Source organism: Actinoplanes octamycinicus (assembly GCF_014205225.1).
Taxonomy (GTDB): Bacteria; Actinomycetota; Actinomycetes; order Mycobacteriales; family Micromonosporaceae; genus Actinoplanes; species Actinoplanes octamycinicus.
The window spans coordinates 483,314-502,999 of the sequence record NZ_JACHNB010000001.1 but is presented as its reverse complement, the minus strand read 5'-3'; the positions used below and the strand labels follow the sequence as shown (position 1 = coordinate 502,999).

The following is a 19,686-nucleotide window of genomic DNA, read 5'->3' as shown; positions in this document are numbered from 1 at the left end:
CTGTGACCGCGATCAGTCTCGGCATGCCTGCCGTCCCCCCGCCGCCGCTGGCCCCGCGCCGGCAGAGCCGGCAGATCAACGTGGGTGGCGTCCTGGTCGGTGGCGGCGCCCCGGTCAGCGTCCAGTCGATGACCACCACACTCACCGCCGACGTCAACGCGACGCTGCAGCAGATCGCCGAGCTGACCGCGTCCGGCTGCCAGATCGTCCGGGTCGCGGTGCCGTCCCAGGACGACGTCGAGGCGCTCCCGGCGATCGCCAAGAAGTCGCAGATCCCGGTCATCGCCGACATCCACTTCCAGCCGAAGTACGTGTTCGCCGCGATCGACGCCGGCTGCGCCGCGGTCCGGGTCAACCCGGGCAACATCCGGCAGTTCGACGACAAGGTCAAGGAGATCGCCCGGGCGGCCTCCGACGCGGGCGTCCCGATCCGGATCGGCGTCAACGCCGGCTCGCTGGACAAGCGGCTGCTGGAGAAATACGGCAAGGCCACCGCCGAGGCGCTGGTCGAGTCGGCGCTCTGGGAGTGCTCGCTGTTCGAGGAGCACGGCTTCCGGGACATCAAGATCTCGGTCAAGCACAACGACCCGGTGGTGATGATCCGGGCGTACCGGCAGTTGGCCGAACAGTGCGACTACCCGCTGCACCTCGGGGTCACCGAGGCCGGGCCGGCGTTCCAGGGCACGATCAAGAGCGCGGTGGCGTTCGGCGCGCTGCTAGCTGAGGGCATCGGCGACACCATCCGGGTCTCGCTCTCCGCCCCGCCGGTCGAGGAGATCAAGGTCGGCCAGCAGATCCTCGAGTCGCTCGGCCTGCGCGAGCGCGGCCTGGAGATCGTCTCCTGCCCGTCCTGCGGCCGCGCCCAGGTCGACGTCTACACGCTCGCCGAGCAGGTGACCGCGGCCCTCGACGGCTTCCCGGTGCCGCTGCGGGTGGCCGTGATGGGCTGCGTGGTGAACGGTCCCGGCGAGGCCCGGGAGGCCGACCTCGGCGTGGCGTCCGGCAACGGCAAGGGCCAGATCTTCGTCAAGGGCAAGGTGATCAAGACCGTGCCCGAGTCGATCATCGTGGAGACGCTGGTCGAGGAGGCGCTCCGGCTCGCCGACGAGATGGGCGCGGAGCTCCCCGACGAGCTGCGGGAGCTGCTCCCCGGCCCCACCGTCACGGTGCATTAGCCGAAGTCATGAGAAGGGCCCCGCCGTCCGGCGGGGCCCTTTTTCCTGCGGTCAGAACAGGACGGTGGCGAAGGAGCCGGCTGAGACGAAGCCGCACCGCTGGTAGACGCGCCGGGCCGGGGTGTTGTAGTCGTTCACGTACAGGCTCACCGTGGGCGCCACCCGTCGCAGCGCGTCGCTCACCACCGCGGCCATCGCCCCGGTCGCGATGCCGCGGCCGCGGAACTCCGGATGCACCCAGACACCCTGCACCTGCGTGGTCCGGCGGGTGATGATCGCCAGCTCGGCCTTGAAGATCACCTGGTCGCCGGCGAACCGCGCATAGGTCCGCTTGCCTTTCACCAGCTCGGCGACCCGCCGGCGGTAGCCCCGTCCGCCGTCGTCCTGCAGCGGTGACACCCCGACCTCCTCGGTGTACATCGCCACCGCGGCCGGGAACAGCTGATCCACCTCGCTCGGCCGGACCAGGCGCACCTCCGGGTCGGCCGGCACCATCGGCGCCCGGTCGGTGACCAGCAGCGGCTGGTTGGGCCGGACGTCCCGGGCGGCGCCCCAGTGCGGGCCCAGCCGGTCCCAGAGGTCGAGCACCGCCTCGGCCCGCCCGATGATCGACGAACAGATCCGCGGCTCGGCGCCGAGCAGGTCGGCGAAGGCGGCCACGGCCGGCGCGGTGGCGCCGACCGGCACCAGGTGCGCGCCGGACCAGATGATCGACTCGATGCGGCGGCCCGGCTCGTAGCCGTAGATCCGCCCGTCGGAACGCCACCAGTTCAGCCCGTGCGCGGCGACCCGCTCGGCGATCTGGGCGCCCGCGTAGGGGTCGGCGTCCAGGATCCGCTCGACCGCCGCGCGCTCCGGCTCACCGAGCTGGCGAATGGGCACCGTCAACACAGCTACCACATTGCCAGATCCGGGGCCGCCGACACGCATGGCAACCCCATGAGTTCAGAAAGCCTTGCCGCCGACACGTTGCCGATATATCGTCTTACTATCGACGACAGAACGGAGAAGATCATGAGGTTCCAACACGAGGGGTACCACGGACGTCGCATGCGCGGTTTCGGCTTCCCGCCCGGATTCCCCTTCGGTGGCTCCGGCGGTCCCGGCGGCTTCGGTCCGGGCGGCCCGTTCGGCCCCGGCGAGTTCGGCGGCCGCGGCGGTGGCCGGCGCGGCGGCCGCGGCCGGCCCAATGTCCGGCCCGCCGTCCTCGCGCTGCTCCTGGAGCGCCCCATGCACGGCTACGAGATGATCCAGGAGCTCGACGCCCGGACCAACGGTCTGTGGCGCCCGAGCCCCGGCTCGATCTACCCGACCCTCCAGCTCCTGGAGGACGAGGGGCTGATCGAGGCGACCGCCGGCGGCGGCCGCAAGAGCTACCAGCTCACCGCCGACGGCCGCCCGGAGGCCGAGGCCGCCGCGCAGAACCCGCCGTGGGCCCAGTTCGGCGACGACACCCTCAACCAGGTGCAGGACTTCCGCGACGCGGCGGTCGGCATCTTCAGCGCGCTCAAGCAGGTCGGCTTCAACGGCACGCCGGAGCAGCGGGAGAAGGCGCTCCAGGTCCTCAACGACACCAAGCGCAAGCTCTACGCCATCCTCGCCGACGCCGAGTGAGCCGGTCCGGCCACAACACATCCCGGGCCGACCGTGATCAGGTCCGCCGAGAGGAACCGCAACCCTGGTGGTTGCGGTTCTTTCTTTTCCGGTACGACTCGGAGCCCCGTGGTCGTCGGCCCGCGAGGCCCGGCCCCCGCACGACCGCAGCGCGGCTCGTGCGGGTCCGCTGACCCGCACGGGCTGCCCGCCCCGCCGTCCGGTTGCGTCCCCGCTCGCGCGGGTCTACTGGCGCGCACGGGTTTGCCCGCTCCCGTCGTCCGGCTGCGTCGCCGCTCCTGAGGGTTCGCTGGCGCGCACGGGCTTGCCCGCCCCTGTCGTCCGGTTGCGTCGCCACTCCTGAGGGTTCGCTGACGCGCACCGGCTGACCCGCTCCCGTCGTCCGGTTGCGGCGCCGCGTCGTGCGGGTTCGCTGGCCGTGCGGGCTGGCCGGCAGGTGGTCAGTCCAGGTCGGCGAGGCCGAGCAGGTCGTGCAGGGCGGCGCGGCCGGCCACGGTGAGGCGGACCGCGCGGCCGGAGCCGATGCGGGTCAGCCACTGCCGGGAGAGGAACGTCTCGCAGACCCGGGCGCCGGCCAGCCCGCCGAGGTGCGGGCGGCGTTCGGTCCAGTCCAGGCAGTCGCGGGCCAGCGGGCGCCGGCCGGGCCGGAGCTGATCGGGTGGGACGCCGAGCGAGTCGGTCAGCCAGGACAGCCCGGACGCGGTGACCGCGAAACCGTTGGCTCGGTCCAGCATGCCGGCCCCGGTCAGGGCGTCGGTGACCGCGACGCCGAGCCGGCCGGCCAGGTGGTCGTAGCAGGTCCGGCCCCGGCGCAGAGCGGCGTCGGCGGTGGCCGCGCGCAGGCCGCGAGGCGGGGACACCGCCGGTTCCAGGCGGGCGGTGATGTCCTCGAGCAGGGTGGCGACCCCGGGGTCGGCGAGCCGGACGTACCGGTGCCGCCCCTGCCGTGCCTCGGTCAGCAACCCGCCGCCGATCAGGCGGTCCAGATGTTCGGTGGCGGTCGACCGCGCCACCCCGGCGTGCGCGGCCAGCTCACCGGCGGTCCAGGCGCGCCCGTCGAGCAGCGCCAGGCACATCGCCGCCCGGGTCCGATCGGCCAGCAGCGCCGCGAACGCCGCCAGCCCCGCCGCATCAGTCATGCCGCCATTCTCCGGCCCGGACACTTCGGCCCCGGCCGAACCACGGCGCTCCGGGCGCACAGCGACCGCGGGCAGTGACCAAGCCCGGCCAGGCGGCGGCGCGCAAGGACAGTGATCAGCCCGGCCAGGCGGCGGCGCGCAAGGACAGTGATCAGCCCGGTCAGGCGGCGGCGAGCAAAGGACGGTGATCAGCCCGGGCAGGCGGCTGGGTGGTCCGGAGCGGTGCACAGCTCGGTCGGGTGGTCCGGGGCGGTGCACAGCTCGGTCGGGGGGCCGGGCGGCGAAGAAGCCCGGTCAGGCGGGGCGGCCCAGGGCGGTGATCAGCTCGGTCAGCGCCGGGAAGCCGCCGCGCTCCAGCTCCGGGGTGGGGAGCAGGGCCATCACCGGGATGGTCACGCCGGCGTCCGCGTAGGCCCGCACGCGGGACCGGACCACGTCCGGGGAGCCGTGCACGACCAGCTCGTCGACCAGCGAGTCCGGGATGGCGGCCAGCGCGGCTTTCCGGTCGCCGCGCTCCCAGGCCTGCCACATCGGGGTGAGGATCTCCTCGCGGCCGAGCCAGCGGTGGAAGGCGGCGTAGGCCGGCACGGTCAGGTACGACGTGATCAACCGCCGGCCCAGGGTCCGCGCGTAGCCGGCGTCGTCGGTCGGCACCACGAAGATCCGGGTGGCCACCGCGAAGTCCGGCCCGGCCTCCTTGGTCTCGGCGAGGGCGGTCGGCACGTCGGTGGCGGCCAGCCAGTTCAGGATCACCCCGTCCGCCTCGGCGGCGGCCAGGTGCAGCATCTGCGGGCGCAGCGCGGCGAGCATCAGCTGCGGCGGGACGGCCGGCGGCCGCTCCAGCCGGAACCGTTTCACGGTGAACGTCGGGAACGCCTGGTCGACCATCTCGCCGGCCAGCGCGGCGCGCAGGAAGCGCAGCGTGTCGCGGCTGCGGGCGAACGGTTTGACGAACTCGGCGGCGTTCCAGTCGCCGGCCACCACCGGCGAGGACGCGCCGATGCCGAACTGGAACCGGCCGGGCGCGGTCTCGGCGAGCGCGGCCGCGGTCATCGCCAGCAGGCCCGGCCCGCGGGTGTAGACCGGCGCGATCGCGGTGCCCAGCCGCAGCCGGGGCTCCCACGCGGCGGCCAGGGTGAGCGGGGTGAACGCGTCGGTCCCGGCCACCTCGGCGGTCCACGCGTCGGTGAACCCGGCGTCGGCCAGCGTCGTGAAGACGGCGGCGTGATCGGCCAGCGGAACGCCGCCGAGCGGCACGGTCATGCCCCAGCGCATCGACATGCCCCTGATCCTGCCGTCCGCTTCGGCGTGATGTCCACCACCTGTGAATTATCCCCGCGTCCCACGCGAGTATGTTTTTAGACTGACCGGTCAGTTCAAACAAGGGGGCGTCATGACGGTGCTGAGCGCGAGGGGCGCCGGGGTGCGGCACCACCGGCGCTGGCTGGTCCGCGACCTCGACCTGACGGTCGAGCCCGGCGAGACGGTCGCCGTGGTGGGCCCGCCCGGCAGCGGCCGGACCAGCACGCTGTTGCTGCTCGCCGGCCGGTTGCGGTCGTCGGCGGGCACGGTTTCCCTGCCCGGTACGGCGGTGCTCGCGCAGGTGACCGGCGTCAATGACCCGGAGCCGGCGTTCACCGTCCGGGAGCACGTGCAGGAGCGGCTCGCGCTGCTCGGGCGGCCACGCCGGGAGGCCGGGGCGGTGGCGCTGCACGGTCTCGACCCGGAGCTGCACGGGCGGGAGCTGACGCCGTACCAGAAGCAGGTCCTGGGTCTGGTCCTGGCGGGCCTGGCCCGCCCCGCGGTGATCGCGCTCGACGGGGTGGACGCCGGTCTCGACGCGCGGGAGCGGACCGAGCTGTGGGGGCTGCTCGGGACGCTCGCCGCGGCGGGCACGACGATCCTGGTCACCGCGCGGGAGGTGGATCCGGCGCGGGTCACCCGGGTGGTGCGCCTGAGCGATCCGCAGACCGCGGAGCCGGGGCGGGCGGTGGTCCAGACCGCGGACGAGTATGCGGCGACGCTCACCGGCTGGCCCTTCGGCGCGAGCGCCGCGCTGCTCCACGCCCCTGTGGACGAGCCGGCCCAGCCGGTGGACAGCCCTGTGGACGAGACCCAGCCGGTGGACGCCCCTGTGGATGAGACCCAGCCGGCGGATGACGACGAGCCCGCGGACGACGAGCCCGCGGACGACGACGAGCCGGATGACGACGAGCCCGCTGACGAGCCCGCGGACGACGAGCCGGTAGACCCCGAGCCGGTGGACGGCGACAGCGTGAGGAGCGACAAGTGAAAGCGTTCTCCCTGGCCGGACTGGAGATCCGCCGTTTCCTGCGCAGCCGCCTCACCGCCGCCGCGCTCGCCACCCTCGCGGTGGTCCCGCTGCTCTACGGCGCGCTCTACCTCTACGCCTTCTGGGATCCCTACGGCCATCTCAACCACATCCCGGCCGCCCTGGTCGTCGAGGACCGCCCGGCCACCGACCCGGACGGCAAACCGGTCCACGCCGGGCAGGACCTGGCCGACGAGCTGATCGACCGGGAGATCTTCGACTGGAAGGTGGTCGACGCCCGGACCGCGGAGGACGGCCTGCGGGACGGCGAGTACCAGATCGCGCTGCGCATCCCGGCCGACTTCTCCGGCAACCTGGCCGCCGCCCCGGACGCCGCGGCCACTCCGGAGAACGCCCGGCTGAGCGCGGTCAGCGACGACGCCACCAACTACCTCTCCGGGGTCTTCGCCCGGACCGCCTTCGACGAGGTCCGCGCGGCCGCCTCGGCCAGCGCCTCGGCGAAGTACTACGACAAGATGCTGATCGGGTTCACCGACCTGAAGACGCAGACCGAGAAGGCCGCCGAGGGCGCCGGGAAGATCACCGACGGCGCCGGGACGCTGCACGCCGGGGCGGCCAAGGAGGCGGCCGGGGTCGACCACGCGCAGGACGGCGCCGGCCAGCTCGCCGACGGGCTGGACGAGGCCGGGACCGGCGCGCGGCGGATCTCCGACGGGCTCGACCAGCTGAACGCCCGCCTCGCCGAGCTGAACTCCGGCGCCGCGCGGGTGGCGGCCGGTGGCCGGGAGCTGGCCACCCGGGTGGACTCGCTGACCGGCGAGTGGGAGCCGCTGGTGCGGGCGAACGCGCAGACCATCGGGGACGCCGCGACCCTGGTGGCCAACGGCGCCGACCAGCTCGCCGCGAACGTCGGCAAGCTGGACGACGCCGCGGACCGGGCGCTGCGGGATGCCCGGGAGCTGCGCGACTACCTGGACGAGCTGCCGGCCGACACCCCCGGGCTGGACGAGGCGAAGCGGCTGGCCGACCGGCTGGTCGACGACGCCCAGCTGATCCAGCGCCGGGTCGACGCCGCCGACCTGGACGCGTTGCGGACCCGGCTGCGCGAGGTGGCGAAGACCGCCCGCACGGTGGCCGACGCGGCGCCGCACCTGGCCGACGACCTGGTGCAGGCCCGGACCCAGGTGGATCGGCTGGCCGCCGCGATGGGGCAGGTGGCCGGCGGGGTCGACCAGGCGACCAGCGCCACCGGCCGGCTGGCTGACGGCGCGGCCGACCTGAAGGACGGCGTCTTCCGGCTCTCCACCGGCGCCCGTCAGCTGGACTCCGGACTGGCGAAGCTCTCCACCGGCGGCCACCAGATCGCCGACGGCCTGGCCGACCTGCAGAACGGCGCGACCGAGCTGGCCGGCAAGCTGACCGACGGCGCGGAGCAGATCCCCGGCTACGACGACGCGTCCCGGCGGTCCGGCATCCTGGCCGACCCGGTCAGCCTGGACCGGGTGGTGCACAACCCGGCCGGCACCTACGGCGTCGGCTTCGCGCCGTACTTCCTGGCCCTCGCCCTCTGGGTGGGCGCGATGATCAACTACATGCTGCTCCGGCCGCTGAACCGGCGCCACCTGATGTCCGGCGCGCCCCCGCACCGGGTGGCCCTGGCCGGGCTGCTGCCCGGCGTGCTGATCGGGCTGGTCCAGGCCGCCCTGCTGTTCGCCGTGGTCCGGTTCGGTCTCGGGCTGTCCCCGGTGCACCCGTGGACCACGCTCGGCCTGCTGCTCGGCACCGCCGCGGTGTTCGCCGCGATCATGCAGCTGATCGGCGCCGCGCTCGGCGCGCCCGGCCGGATCATCGCGCTGGTCCTGCTGATGCTCCAGCTCACCTCGTCCGGCGGCACCTACCCGGTGCAGACCACGCCGGGCTTCTTCCAGGCGATCCACCCGCTGTTGCCGATGACCTACGTGGTCGAGGCGATGCGGCACGCGATCGACGGCGGCGTTGCCGGCCCGGTCGTCCACGGCGCCCTGGTGCTGGCCGGCTTCGGCCTGGTCGCGCTGCTGCTCACCGTCCTGCTGGCCGGCCGGCAGCGCCGGATGCGCACCGGGGACCTACATCCCGAACTGGTCCTTTAACCTGTGCTCGTGGCGATGGACGGGCGGAGCCGCCGGCGCGAGGACACCCGGCAGAGGCTCTACGAGGCCGCGGTGGATCTGATCGCCGAGCAGGGCTTCTCGGCGACCACCGTGGACGACATCGCGCTACGCGCCAAGGTCGCCAAGGGCACGGTCTACTACAACTTCAAGTCCAAGACCGACCTCTTCGAGGAGCTGCTCCGGCACGGCGTCGGCCTGCTCACCACGGAGTTCCGCGGGGCGGTCGCCGGCAAGCCGCCGCGCGAGGCGGTGCGCGCCCTGGTCCGCGCCCAGCTGGAGTACATCCGGCGTTACCGCGCCTTCGCCCAGCTGCTGCTCTCCGAGATGTGGCGGACCAACCGGGAGTGGCAGCAGACGCTGATCCTGCTCCGCGCCGAGGCGATCGGGGTGATCGCCGAGACCGTCCAGGCCGGTGTCGACTCCGGCGACCTCCCGGCCGACCTGGACGTCCGGGTGGCCTCGGCGGCGCTCTTCGGGGTGGGCCTGGTGGTCGCCGTCGACTGGCTGGTCTTCCAGCCGGACCGCCCGATCGAGGACGTCGAGGAGTCCCTGCTCGCGATCGTCCGCCGGGTCGCTTGACAACCCATGTCCCGGTCCGCCCGGAGGCTCTGATGACGCTGCGCAAGGCCCTGCCCGCCGCGATGATCGCCCTGGTGTTCGCCGTGCCGGTGGCCACCTGGTGGCTGGTCGGCGATCTCACCGACCCGGAGCTGCTGGCCGAGCACATCGAGCTGGACTACGCCTACCGCGCGGTCTCGCTCGGCGCCGCCGCCGACCGGGTGCTCGGAATGCTGGCCTGCCTGATCGTCGCCGGCACGGTGCCGTTCCTGGCCTGGGCGTCGATCACCCGGCGCCTGCGGGCCGGCTGGTGGCTGGTGCTGCTCCCGCTGATCGTGGCCGGTCACCTGAGCGGTCTCGCGGCCCGGGTCGCCACGGCCGGCGTGATCGGCGCCAACATCGGCGCCGGCCTGGTGCTGCTGCTCGGCCTCCCGGTGCTGCTGGTGCTGGTGTCGATCGCCGGTGTGATCGCCTTCTACCTGCTGCGGAGTGAGCCGCAGCCGGCCGTCTTCGGGAAGTGAGCCGCCGGCCGGTTGCCGCACCGGGGTGCGCGGCGTGTTCCGCCGGATCCGGCCCCGGCCGTCGCCCGCCGGGTGGAAGGGGCGGGCGCGGATTTTCACGCACGGTGGTGTGCTGACCGCGTACCGGAAGTGCGGTTGACGGCCTTGAGGGGGCGGCGGCGAAGGAGCCGGGCAGGGTTTGCCGGGGACCGGCAGAGGGCGGGCCGATCTTCTTGCAGACATTGACGGCTTCTTACGTTGTCGCAGGTCAGCTCCCGGATCGGGCTAAAAGATCTACAGCGGCGACCCTAGAAATCCGCTCCGGAGAGGCATATGTTCGTGGGGTCGGCTCCGGCCGGCAACGCAACTGGCACAGACGCTGAGTTGGCTAAGGAGGACGAGATACCGCAGCAACGCGTAGTCACGACGTCCCCGACCCGACAAGAGGTGATCGCAGCCGATGCCCATCACTCCGGTCGACTGCTAGCGGCACGCAGCCGGTCGACCACCTGAGCCGGCCAGTGAGTCGGCAACAGAATTGAAAAGCCAGGGCCCCGGTTACCCGCCGGGGTCCTGGCCTGTCTCCGGGGTCGTGCCCGGGCAGGATGCCGCGGGTCGACCGGACGTGTCATCGTCTTCGCATGCCATCGTGGAACATCGAGGAATGGCGGCGACCCGGCCCGACCGCCGAGCAGCGCCGGACCGACCTGCTCACCGGGCTGGGCGTGGCCGCGGCCGCTGTGCTGAGCCTCTACCTGCTGCGCAGCGCCGGGTCCTACTACGACAGCGACCGCGCGCCGGCGCTGGCCGAGCAGATCTTCTGGGCGGTGGCGACCACCCTCCCGCTGGCCTGGCGGCGTCGTGCCCCGGAGATCGTCGCCGTGGTGATCTCGGTGTGCTTCATCGCCGCGCAGGTGCGGTTCTCCCCGGAGCAGCTGGTCAGCGTCTACTCGCTGTGCGCCGCGATCTACACGCTCGGCGCCTGGGGCCCGGACCGGCAGCGAGCGCGCTACCTGCGGCTCGGCATCATCGCGGTGATGTTCGGCTGGCTGACCCTGTCCTACGCGCTCTACCACGACGCCATGGCCGCCTCGCTGGCCGACACCGACTCCTCCGGTGAGCTGCCGAAACTCTGGTCCGCGATCTTCCTGGGCTACGTGCAGAACGTGGTCTACTTCGGCTTCACCTACCTGATGGGCGACGCCGCCTGGCGGGCCGTCTGGCGCCGGCACCAGCTCGAGCAGCAGGCCGAGGAGCTGCGCGCGGCGCAGGAGGCGGCGGCCGGCCGGGCGGTCCTGGACGAGCGGGTGCGGATCGCCCGGGAGCTGCACGACGTGGTCGCCCACCACGTCTCGGTGATGGGCATCCAGGCGTCCGCCTGCCGCCGCGCGCTGGACAAGGACCCGGCGAAAGCGGTTCCCGCGCTGACCGCGATCGAGCACGGTGCCCGGACCGCGGTCGACGAGCTGCGCCGCATGCTGGGCGCGTTGCGGGCCTCCAGCCCTCGGGCCGAGGACACCCCGGGGGCCGGGATCGACCGGATCGAGGAGATCGCCGACCGGGCCCGGGAGGCGGGCCTCCAGGTGCATTTCGGTACGTACGGCGAGCCGGCCCCGCTGCCCGACTCGCTCTCCCAGGCGGCCTACCGGATCGTCCAGGAGTCGGTGACCAATACCCTCAAGCACGCGCACGCCGGGACGCTGGACATCCGGGTCCGCTACCTGGCCGGCGAGCTGGAGCTGGACGTCACCGACGACGGGCGGGGCGGGACCGGCGGGCAGGGCAGCGGGATGGGGCTGATCGGGATGCGCGAGCGGGTGGCGGTGCACGACGGCACCCTGGAGCACGGCCGGCGCAGCAGCGGCGGTTTCCGGGTGCGGGCGCGGTTGCCCTACTCCGCGACGACGATCGGGAGTGCGGCGTGAGCGTGCGGGTCCTCCTCGCGGACGATCACCTGCTGGTGCGCTCCGGGTTCCGGGTCATCCTCGAGATGGAGGACGACATCGAGGTGGTCGGTGAGGCCGCGGACGGCGCCCAGGCGGTCGACCTGGCGCTGCGGCTGCGGCCGGACGTCGTCCTGATGGATGTCGAGATGCCGGTGATGGACGGCCTGGAGGCGACCCGGCGGATCGCCGCCGAGGGCGGCCCGTCGGTGCTGATCCTGACCACCTTCGACCGGGACGACTACCTGTTCGCCGCGCTGCAGGCCGGGGCCAGCGGGTTCCTGCTGAAGAACGGCAGCCCGGAGGCGCTGACCGAGGCGGTCCGGGTGCTCGCGGCCGGCGACGCGCTGCTCGCGCCGGCGGTGACCCGGCGGGTGATCGCGGAGTTCAGCGCCCCGCGGCAGCGGGCCCCGGAGCCGGGCGTGCGGCTCGACGACCTCACCCCGCGCGAGCACGAGGTGCTGGTCCAGCTGGCCGGCGGGGCCACCAACGCGGAGATCGCGGTCGCCCTGCACCTCGGCGAGACGACGGTGAAGACCCACGTGAGCCGGGTGCTGATGAAGCTCGGGGCGCGCGACCGTACGCAGGCCGTGGTCCTCGCGTACGAGATGGGGGTGGTCCGTCCGTCGCGCGAATGACCCGCCGCGGTCCGTCGCGCGCCGGACGCCCGGAGCCGCCGCGATCTCTAGCGTTGTCGGCATGAACACCGTCCTCACCGTCGACGCGATCAACCGGTCGTTCGGGGAGCGGCAGGTCCTCAAGGACGTGTCGTTCGCCGTCACCGCCGGTCGGCTGACCGGATTCGTCGGCGCCAACGGCGCCGGCAAGACCACCACCATGCGGATCATCCTCGGGGTCCTGGCCGCCGACGCGGGCACGGTGACCTGGCGGGGCGAGCAGCTCACCCGGGAGATGCGGCAGCGGTTCGGCTACATGCCGGAGGAACGCGGCCTCTACCCGAAGATGAGCGTGCTGGAGCAGATCGTCTACCTGGGCCGGCTGCACGGGCTCGGCGCGGCCGAGGCGCGCAACCGGACGATGGCCCTGCTGGAGCGCCTGGAGCTGGCCGAGCGCGCCAACGACCACGTGCAGAAGCTGTCGCTGGGCAACCAGCAGCGGGCGCAGATCGCCGCCGCCCTGGTGCACGACCCGGAGCTGCTGGTGCTCGACGAGCCGTTCTCCGGCCTGGACCCGCTCGCCGTCGAGAACGTGCTCGGGGTGCTGCGCGAGCGGGCCGCGGCCGGCGCCGCGGTGCTCTTCTCCAGCCACCAGCTCGACCTGGTCGAGCGCCTCTGCGACGACCTGGTGATCATCGCGGACGGCACCATCCGGGCCGCCGGCGACCGGGCCGGGCTGCGCGACCAGTACGCGCTGCCGCGCTACCAGATCGAGGTCGGCGGCGACGCCGGCTGGCTGCGCGACGAACCCGGCGTCACCCTGGTCGACCTGGACGGCCGGCACGCCACCTTCGACCTGGACGCCGGCGCCGACGACCAGAGCGTGCTGCGGGCCGCGCTGGCCCGCGGCCCGGTGCACGCGTTCGGCCCGGTCCGCCCGTCCCTCGCCGAGATCTTCCGAGAGGTCATCCAGTGAGCACCTTCGACGCCGTCAAACTGGTCGCCGCCCGGGAGATCCGGGTCAAGCTGCGCGACAAGGCCTTCCTCTACGGCACCGCGTTCTTCCTGGTCATCGTGATCGCCTCGATCGTGCTGCCGGCGCTGATCAACGGCGGCCCGACCAAGGTCGCGGTCGCCGACCCGGCCGCGGTGAGCGTGCTTGAGCAGCAGGGCATGGAGGTGCGGCAGGTGCCCGACGCCGCCGCCGCGGAGCAGCTGGTCCGCGACGGCGAGGTGGAGGCGGCGGTGCTGCCCGGCCCGGTGGTGGTCGGCATGGACGAGGCGCCGGACGAGGTGGTCCGGGCGCTCAGCACCGAGCCGCAGGTGAAGCTGCTGGAACCGAGCGAGGTGGCGGAGGTCGCCCGGGTCCTGGTGCCGCTGGCGTTCGCGATGCTGTTCTTCTTCACCTCGTTCACCTTCGGCATGCAGATCGCGCAGAGCGTGGTCGAGGAGAAGCAGACCCGGATCGTCGAGATCCTGGTCGCCAGCGTCCCGATCCGGGCCCTGCTGGCCGGCAAGGTCGCGGCGCTCACCCTGCTGGCGTTCGTCCAGGTGGCGCTGCTCGCGGTGGTCGCCGTGGTCGGCATGACCGCCACCGAGGCGGCGCCCGGCCTGCTCAACGCGGTGGCCCCGGCGATCGGCTGGTTCCTGCCGTTCTTCGTGATCGGCTTCGTGATGCTGGCCGCGCTGTGGGCCGGGGTGGGCGCGCTCGCGTCCCGTCAGGAGGAGCTGGCCAGCACCACGGTGCCGGTGCAGATGCTGGTGCTGATCCCGTTCTTCCTGGCGGTCAGCGTGCCGAAGGACGGCGTCCTGATGCAGGTGCTCTCGTTCGTGCCCTTCTCGTCCCCGCTGGCCATGCCGATCCGCCTGTTCCACGGCGACGTGCCGCTCTGGCAGCCGCTGCTCTCCCTGCTGCTGCTGGCGGCGACCGCGGTGGCGCTGCTCGCGGTCGGCGCCCGGGTCTACTCCGGGTCGCTGCTGCGGACCCAGGTCAAGACCTCGTTCCTGACCGCGCTGCGCAAGGCCTGATCGTTCCGGGCCGTTCTGCGCAGGGCCTGATTCTTTCGGTACGCCGAAGCGCCCGCCTCCGGATCCTCGGTGGCGGGCGCTGTGCGTGACCGGGTCCGCCAGGCGCGCTCGGGTCCGGACCGCGACGCGCGTTGCGCCTCGGGCTGGGCGTGAGGGGTGTCTCGGACCCCGCGAGACACCCCTCACGCCCAGCCCGGAGGTGGCCGGGCTCGCGGACCGGGCGGCGGGCGTGCCTGGCGGGTAGCCACGGGGAGTTGGGCGTACCGAAAGCGGGTCTGCCTCGGCCGTGTGGGGAAGCGGACCGGGAGCGGGGAGCGGCGGGGATGTGGCGGTGGTGCGGGGCGGGCGCTCGCGGTGGGGCCGCGTGCGGGAAGAGAGAGGTGACCGCGCCCCGCACCACCGCGGGAAGGTTGTCGACAACCTGGACGTCGAAGCTTGCCGAGAGCCTCGGGAACGTCCCGTGGGACCAAGGTTCGCACCGGGCAGGACAACCGGCAACGCAATTAACGCTGATCATTGACGGCCGTAACACAGCGGAGCGATCATCACCGAAACCCGTGGCTCAGGTCACAACTTTCGGCAAGGGAGCTCGCGCATGAGCACTGAACCAGCCGTTACCGGAACCGATGAAGAACGACTAGCGCAACTCGGGTACAAACAGGAACTCCACCGCCGGCTGTCCGGCTTCTCCAACTTCGCCGTCTCCTTCTCGATCATCTCGATCCTGGCCGGCGCGATCACCTCGTACGGGATCGCGATGAACGCCGGCGGCCCGCTGGCCATCACGCTGGGCTGGGTCTTCGTCGGCGGCATGGTCACCCTGGTGGCGCTGGCGATGGCCGAGGTCTGCTCGGCCTACCCGACGGCCGGCGCGCTCTACTGGTGGGCCGCGGCGCTGGCCAAGCGGAACAAGGCCGCGTGGGCCTGGTTCATCGGCTGGTTCAACTTCCTCGGTGAGGTGGCGGTCACCGCGGCGATCGACTTCGGCGCCGCGATCACCACGTCGGCGTTCCTCAGCCTGACCTTCGACATGGAGGTCACCACCGCGCGGACCTTCCTGATCTTCCTGGTCATCATCGTGGTGCACGGGTTGCTGAACACCTTCGGCGTGAACCTGGTGCGGGTGCTCTCCGACGTCAGCGCCTGGTGGCACCTGATCGGCGTCGCGGTGATCGTGGTCCTGCTGGCCGTGCTGCCGGACCAGCACAAGCCGATCTCCGAGGTGTTCTTCGAGGTGCGGAACGCGACCGGGTTCGACTTCACCGGGGCCACCGTCTACGCCGTCCTGATCGGACTGTTGATGGCGCAGTACACCTACACCGGGTACGACGCGTCCGCGCACGTGGCGGAGGAGACGCACGACGCGGCGCGGGCGGCGCCCCGGGGCATCGTGATGTCGGTGGTCGTCTCGGTGCTGGCCGGCTTCGTGCTGCTGTTCGCGATCACCTGGTCCATCCAGGACTACGACGGGGCGGCGACCACCTCGCTGGGCCTGCCACCGGCGCAGATCTTCATCGACGCGGCCGGGCACGACGTCGGCACGTTCCTGCTCTTCATCTGCATGGTGGCGCAGTGGTTCTGCGGGATGGCCTCGGTCACCGCGAACTCCCGGATGTCGTACGCGTTCGCCCGGGACGGCGCGCTGCCCGGGTCCCGGCTGTGGAAGAAGGTCAACCCGCGGACCGGCACCCCGACCAACTCGATCTGGCTGTGCGTGACGATCTCCACGATCCTGGTGCTGCCGTCGCTCTGGAACACCACGGCGTACCTGGCGGCCACCTCGATCGCGGTGATCGGGCTGTACATCGCCTACGTCGGCCCGGTCTTCCTGCGCCGCCGCAACCCGGAGTTCGAGCCCGGCCCGTGGCACCTCGGCCGGTGGAGCGCGGTGATCGGTTGGACCGCGATCGTCTGGGTAGGGGTGATCTGCGTGCTGTTCGTGCTGCCCACGGCCGGCCCGATCACCGCGAAGAACTTCAACTACACGATCTTCGCGGTGGCCGTGGTGCTCGGCGGCGCGACGATCTGGTGGTTCGCCAGCGCCCGCAAGTGGTTCACCGGGCCGCGGTCGAACCTGTTGGAGAAGGCGGCACACGGCGAGCAGACCATGCCGACGGCGAACGACTGATAGGACTGGACCCATGGATCTCGAGGACCTCGATGTCGCTGTCGGCAACGGCAGCATCGACACCGTCCTGCTGGCGCTGACCGACATGCAGGGCCGGTTGCAGGGCAAGCGGCTGCACGGCCGGTACTTCATGGACGAGGTGGCCGGCGGCGGCAGCGAGGGGTGCAACTACCTGCTCGCGGTGGACGTGGACATGAACACCGTGGACGGGTACGAGATGTCCTCCTGGTCCACCGGGTACGGCGACTTCGTGATGCGGCCGGACTTCGGCACGCTCCGGCCGGTGCCCTGGCAGCCGGGCACCGCGCTGGTGCTCGCCGACCTGTTCGACACCGCGGGGCAGCCGGTGCCGGCCTCGCCGCGGCAGATCCTGCGCCGCCAGCTGGACCGGCTGGCGGCGCACGGGCTGACCGCGTACGCCGGGACGGAGCTGGAGTTCGTCCTCTACCGGGACAGCTACGAGCACGCCCACGCGCAGGGCTATCGGAACCTGACCCCGGCCAACCAGTACAACGTGGACTACTCGCTGCTCGGCACCGCCCGGGTCGAGCCGCTGCTGCGCCGGATCCGGAACGACATGTACGGCGCCGGCCTGCTCCCGGAGAGCGCCAAGGGCGAGTGCAATTTCGGTCAGCACGAGATCGCGTTCCGGTACGCCGACGCGCTCACCGCCGCCGACCACCACGTGATCTACAAGAACGGCGCCAAGGAGATCGCCGCCCAGGAGGGCATGGCGCTGACCTTCATGGCCAAGCCGAACGAGCGGGAGGGCAACTCCTGCCACATCCACTTCTCGCTGCGCGGAGAGGACGACCGGTCGGCGATGCTCGGCGACGGGCCGGCCCACCTGAGCGTGACCGGGCAGCGGGCGATCGCCGGGCTGCTCGCCACGATGCGCGAGTTCAGCCTGCTCTTCGCGCCGAACATCAACTCGTACAAGCGGTACCAACCCGGCTCGTTCGCGCCGACCGCGCTGCGCTGGGGGGTGGACAACCGGACCTGCGCGCTGCGGATCGCCGGGCACGGGCAGGGCATGCGGGTGGAGAACCGGGTGCCCGGCGGGGACGTGAACCCGTACCTGGCGATCGCGGCGCTGGTGGCCGGCGCGGTGCACGGCATCGAGTCGGAGATGTCGCTCGAGGAGGAGTTCGTCGGTAACGCCTACCGCGACGAGACCGCGGCTCGCGTGCCCGGGACGCTGCGGGAGGCGACCGAGCTGTGGGCCGCCTCGGAGATCGCGAAAACCGCGTTCGGGGCCGAGGTGGTCGCGCACTACGCGAACATGGGCCGGGTGGAGCTGGCCGCTTTCGACGCCGCGGTGACCGACTGGGAACTGCGTCGTGGATTCGAACGCCTCTGAGTGTGAGGATCTTGGCGTGGGGACTACTGAGGTGATCAACCCGGCGACGGGCGCGGTCTTCACGACCGTGCCGTCGCTGGATCAGTCCGAGACCGACGCGGCCATCGAGCGGGCCCGGACGGCCTTCGACGGCTGGCGCGCGGTCGCGCCCGGCGACCGGGCGCGGCTGCTGCGCCGCTTCGCCCAGGTGGTCGACGACCACCTGGAGGAGCTGGCGCGGCTGGAGGTACGCAACGCCGGGCACACCATCGGCAACGCGCGCTGGGAGGCCGGCAACGTCCGCGACGTGCTGAACTACTACGCCGGCGCGCCGGAGCGGCTGTCCGGCCGGCAGATCCCGGTGGCCGGCGGTCTCGACGTGACCTTCCACGAGCCGCTCGGCGTGGTCGGGATCATCGTGCCGTGGAACTTCCCGATGCCGATCGCCGGCTGGGGGTTCGCCCCGGCGCTGGCGGCCGGCAACACGGTGGTGCTCAAGCCGGCCGAGCTCACCCCGCTGACCGCGATCCGGCTCGGCGAGCTGGCGCTGGAGGCCGGCCTGCCGGAGGGCGTCTTCCAGGTGCTGCCCGGCAAGGGCAGCGTGGTCGGCCAGCGGTTCGTCACCCACCCGGCGGTGCGCAAGGTGTGCTTCACCGGCTCCACCGAGGTCGGCAAGTCGATCATGGCGGGCTGCGCCGAGCAGGTCAAACGGGTGACGCTGGAGCTGGGCGGCAAGAGCGCCAACGTCATCTTCGCGGACGCGGATCTGGAAGCCGCCGCGGCGGCGGCACCGGGCGCGGTCTTCGACAACGCGGGTCAGGATTGCTGCGCCAGGTCGCGGTTGCTGGTCGAGGCTTCGGTGTACGACAAATTCCTCGCCCTGCTGGAGCCGGCGGTCACGACATTCCGGGTCCTGGATCCTTCCGACGAGAGGTCGGAGATGGGTCCGCTGATCTCCTCCGGTCAACGGGACACCGTCGCGTCCTACGTGGACGGCGCCGACGTGGCGTTCCGCGGGTCCGCCCCGTCAGGCGACGGCGGCTGGTGGTTCCCGCCGACCGTCCTGCTCGCGTCGGGCGCCGCCGACCGGCACTGGCGTGCGGAGATCTTCGGCCCGGTGGTCAGCGTCCTGCCGTTCCGCGACGAGGCCGAGGCGATCCGGCTGGCCAACGACACCGAGTACGGCCTCTCCGGCTCGATCTGGACCCGGGACGTCGGCCGTGCCCTGCGGGTCTCCCGCGCGGTGGAGACCGGCGCCCTGAGCGTCAACAGCAACTCGTCGGTGCGGTACTGGACCCCGTTCGGCGGGATGAAGCAGTCCGGCCTCGGCCGCGAGCTGGGTCCGGACGCGCTGCTGTCGTTCACCGACGTGAAGAACGTCTTTATCTCGATGGGGGCTTGAGTGGAGCGCTTGCAGGACCGGGTGGCCGTGATCACCGGCGCCGGGAGCGGGATCGGGCTGGCCACCGCCCGGCGGTTCGCCGCCGAGGGCGCTTTCGTCGTCTGTGCCGACATCTCCGCCGAAGCCGGCAAGTCGGTGGCCGAGGAGGTCGGCGGCGAGTTCGTGGCCTGCGACGTGAGCGACGAGGAGCAGGTCAGAGCGCTCTTCGACGGCGTGGTCGCGCGCCACCAGAGACTGGACATCGCGTTCAACAACGCCGGCATCTCGCCGCCGGACGACGACTCGATCCTGGTCACCGGGCTGGACGCGTGGGAGCGGGTGCTCAAGGTCAACACCACCAGCGTCTTCTTCTGCTGCAAGTACGCGATCCCGCACATGCAGCGGCAGGGCAAGGGGTCGATCATCAACACCGCGTCGTTCGTGGCGCTGCTCGGGGCGGCCACCTCGCAGATCGCCTACACCGCGAGCAAGGGCGGGGTGCTGGCGATGACCCGGGAGCTGGGCGTGCAGTTCGCCCGGGAGGGCATCCGGATCAACGCGCTCTGCCCCGGACCGGTGGCCACCCCGCTGCTGATGGAGCTGTTCGCCAAGGACCCGGAGCGGGCCGCCCGCCGCCTGGTGCACGTGCCGATGGGCCGGTTCGCCGAACCCGAGGAGATCGCCGCCGCGGTGGCGTTCCTGGCCAGCGACGACGCCTCGTTCATGACCGCGTCGCAGTTCGTCGTCGACGGCGGCATCACCGGTGCGTATGTAACTCCGCTGTAAAACGTTTAGCCACCCGCCGGCCGGGGAACGGGATC

At 72.3% G+C, this 19,686-nt stretch carries 17 protein-coding genes; 14 read left to right on the top strand and 3 right to left on the bottom strand.

What is annotated here, in order from left to right; translation table 11 throughout:
• Positions 1-2: 2 nt before the first annotated feature.
• Positions 3-1,175, top strand: coding sequence for a flavodoxin-dependent (E)-4-hydroxy-3-methylbut-2-enyl-diphosphate synthase (gene ispG, locus BJY16_RS02125; protein WP_185046225.1), 1,173 nt, complete (start codon positions 3-5; stop codon positions 1,173-1,175).
• Between the two features lie 51 nt (positions 1,176-1,226).
• Here ispG and BJY16_RS02120 read toward each other — a convergent pair whose 3' ends face one another.
• A complete protein-coding gene (locus tag BJY16_RS02120) occupies positions 1,227-2,066 on the bottom strand; it encodes a GNAT family N-acetyltransferase (RefSeq protein WP_185037447.1) in 840 nt (279 codons plus the stop codon).
• Between the two features lie 123 nt (positions 2,067-2,189).
• Here BJY16_RS02120 and BJY16_RS02115 point away from each other — a divergent pair, with 123 nt between their 5' ends.
• Positions 2,190-2,789 (top strand): PadR family transcriptional regulator, encoded by a 600-nt coding sequence (locus tag BJY16_RS02115; RefSeq protein WP_185037446.1) that lies wholly within the window; start codon positions 2,190-2,192, stop codon positions 2,787-2,789.
• A gap of 440 nt (positions 2,790-3,229) precedes the next feature.
• On the opposite strand, the gene BJY16_RS02110 is transcribed toward BJY16_RS02115, so the two are convergent.
• Both BJY16_RS02110 and BJY16_RS02105 read right to left on the bottom strand, forming a co-directional pair.
• Positions 3,230-3,928, bottom strand: a complete 699-nt coding sequence (locus BJY16_RS02110) for an ArsR/SmtB family transcription factor (protein ID WP_185037445.1) — start codon at positions 3,926-3,928, stop codon at positions 3,230-3,232.
• Between the two features lie 294 nt (positions 3,929-4,222).
• Positions 4,223-5,209, bottom strand: a complete 987-nt coding sequence (locus BJY16_RS02105; protein WP_239177888.1) for an LLM class F420-dependent oxidoreductase — start codon at positions 5,207-5,209, stop codon at positions 4,223-4,225.
• 112 nt (positions 5,210-5,321) lie between these two features.
• Here BJY16_RS02105 and BJY16_RS02100 point away from each other — a divergent pair, with 112 nt between their 5' ends.
• The 12 genes from BJY16_RS02100 to BJY16_RS02045 all read left to right on the top strand — a co-directional run bounded on the left by BJY16_RS02100 (position 5,322) and on the right by BJY16_RS02045 (position 19,651).
• Positions 5,322-6,221 carry an ABC transporter ATP-binding protein gene (locus BJY16_RS02100; protein ID WP_185037444.1) on the top strand — a complete coding sequence of 300 codons (900 nt, stop codon included), beginning with the start codon at positions 5,322-5,324 and terminating at the stop codon, positions 6,219-6,221.
• The gene (locus tag BJY16_RS02095) at positions 6,218-8,350 is read left to right on the top strand and encodes a YhgE/Pip domain-containing protein (protein WP_185037443.1); all 2,133 of its coding nucleotides are present in this window, start codon (positions 6,218-6,220) and stop codon (positions 8,348-8,350) included. The genes BJY16_RS02100 and BJY16_RS02095 overlap by 4 nt, the downstream gene beginning before the upstream one ends.
• 15 nt (positions 8,351-8,365) lie before the next feature.
• Positions 8,366-8,950 (top strand): TetR/AcrR family transcriptional regulator, encoded by a 585-nt coding sequence (locus BJY16_RS02090; protein WP_185046223.1) that lies wholly within the window; start codon positions 8,366-8,368, stop codon positions 8,948-8,950.
• A gap of 32 nt (positions 8,951-8,982) precedes the next feature.
• Entirely contained in the window at positions 8,983-9,450 is a 468-nt protein-coding gene (locus tag BJY16_RS02085) for a hypothetical protein (RefSeq protein WP_185037442.1), read from the top strand.
• Between the two features lie 620 nt (positions 9,451-10,070).
• Entirely contained in the window at positions 10,071-11,354 is a 1,284-nt protein-coding gene (locus tag BJY16_RS02080; protein WP_185037441.1) for a sensor histidine kinase, read from the top strand.
• Complete coding sequence (locus BJY16_RS02075; protein ID WP_185037440.1) at positions 11,351-12,010, top strand: response regulator; 660 nt, start codon at positions 11,351-11,353, stop codon at positions 12,008-12,010. The genes BJY16_RS02080 and BJY16_RS02075 overlap by 4 nt, the downstream gene beginning before the upstream one ends.
• 61 nt (positions 12,011-12,071) lie before the next feature.
• Positions 12,072-12,965: an ABC transporter ATP-binding protein gene (locus BJY16_RS02070; protein WP_185037439.1), complete on the top strand. Its 894-nt coding sequence runs from the start codon at positions 12,072-12,074 to the stop codon at positions 12,963-12,965.
• Positions 12,962-14,017 carry an ABC transporter permease gene (locus BJY16_RS02065; protein ID WP_185037438.1) on the top strand — a complete coding sequence of 352 codons (1,056 nt, stop codon included), beginning with the start codon at positions 12,962-12,964 and terminating at the stop codon, positions 14,015-14,017. Before BJY16_RS02070 ends, BJY16_RS02065 begins: the two co-directional genes overlap by 4 nt.
• Before the next feature lie 595 nt (positions 14,018-14,612).
• Positions 14,613-16,145 carry an amino acid permease gene (locus tag BJY16_RS02060; protein ID WP_185037437.1) on the top strand — a complete coding sequence of 511 codons (1,533 nt, stop codon included), beginning with the start codon at positions 14,613-14,615 and terminating at the stop codon, positions 16,143-16,145.
• A gap of 13 nt (positions 16,146-16,158) precedes the next feature.
• On the top strand, positions 16,159-17,505 hold the full coding sequence (locus BJY16_RS02055) for a glutamine synthetase family protein (RefSeq protein ID WP_185037436.1): 1,347 nt from the start codon (positions 16,159-16,161) through the stop codon (positions 17,503-17,505).
• A gap of 16 nt (positions 17,506-17,521) precedes the next feature.
• Positions 17,522-18,886, top strand: a complete 1,365-nt coding sequence (locus BJY16_RS02050) for an aldehyde dehydrogenase family protein (RefSeq protein ID WP_185037435.1) — start codon at positions 17,522-17,524, stop codon at positions 18,884-18,886.
• The gene (locus BJY16_RS02045) at positions 18,887-19,651 is read left to right on the top strand and encodes a 3-oxoacyl-ACP reductase (protein ID WP_185037434.1); all 765 of its coding nucleotides are present in this window, start codon (positions 18,887-18,889) and stop codon (positions 19,649-19,651) included.
• Positions 19,652-19,686 lie beyond the last annotated feature (35 nt).

Bases quoted from the DNA above. Each gene is read 5' to 3' on its own strand.
- BJY16_RS02080 (WP_185037441.1), top strand. From the start codon at position 10,071: ATGCCATCGTGGAACATCGAGGAATGGCGGCGACCCGGCCCGACCGCC.
- BJY16_RS02105 (WP_239177888.1), bottom strand. From the start codon at position 5,209: ATGTCGATGCGCTGGGGCATGACCGTGCCGCTCGGCGGCGTTCCGCTG.
- BJY16_RS02110 (WP_185037445.1), bottom strand. From the start codon at position 3,928: ATGACTGATGCGGCGGGGCTGGCGGCGTTCGCGGCGCTGCTGGCCGAT.
- BJY16_RS02100 (WP_185037444.1), top strand. From the start codon at position 5,322: ATGACGGTGCTGAGCGCGAGGGGCGCCGGGGTGCGGCACCACCGGCGC.
- BJY16_RS02055 (WP_185037436.1), top strand. From the start codon at position 16,159: ATGGATCTCGAGGACCTCGATGTCGCTGTCGGCAACGGCAGCATCGAC.
- BJY16_RS02070 (WP_185037439.1), top strand. From the start codon at position 12,072: ATGAACACCGTCCTCACCGTCGACGCGATCAACCGGTCGTTCGGGGAG.
- BJY16_RS02115 (WP_185037446.1), top strand. From the start codon at position 2,190: ATGAGGTTCCAACACGAGGGGTACCACGGACGTCGCATGCGCGGTTTC.
- BJY16_RS02085 (WP_185037442.1), top strand. From the start codon at position 8,983: ATGACGCTGCGCAAGGCCCTGCCCGCCGCGATGATCGCCCTGGTGTTC.
- BJY16_RS02090 (WP_185046223.1), top strand. From the start codon at position 8,366: ATGGACGGGCGGAGCCGCCGGCGCGAGGACACCCGGCAGAGGCTCTAC.
- BJY16_RS02060 (WP_185037437.1), top strand. From the start codon at position 14,613: ATGAGCACTGAACCAGCCGTTACCGGAACCGATGAAGAACGACTAGCG.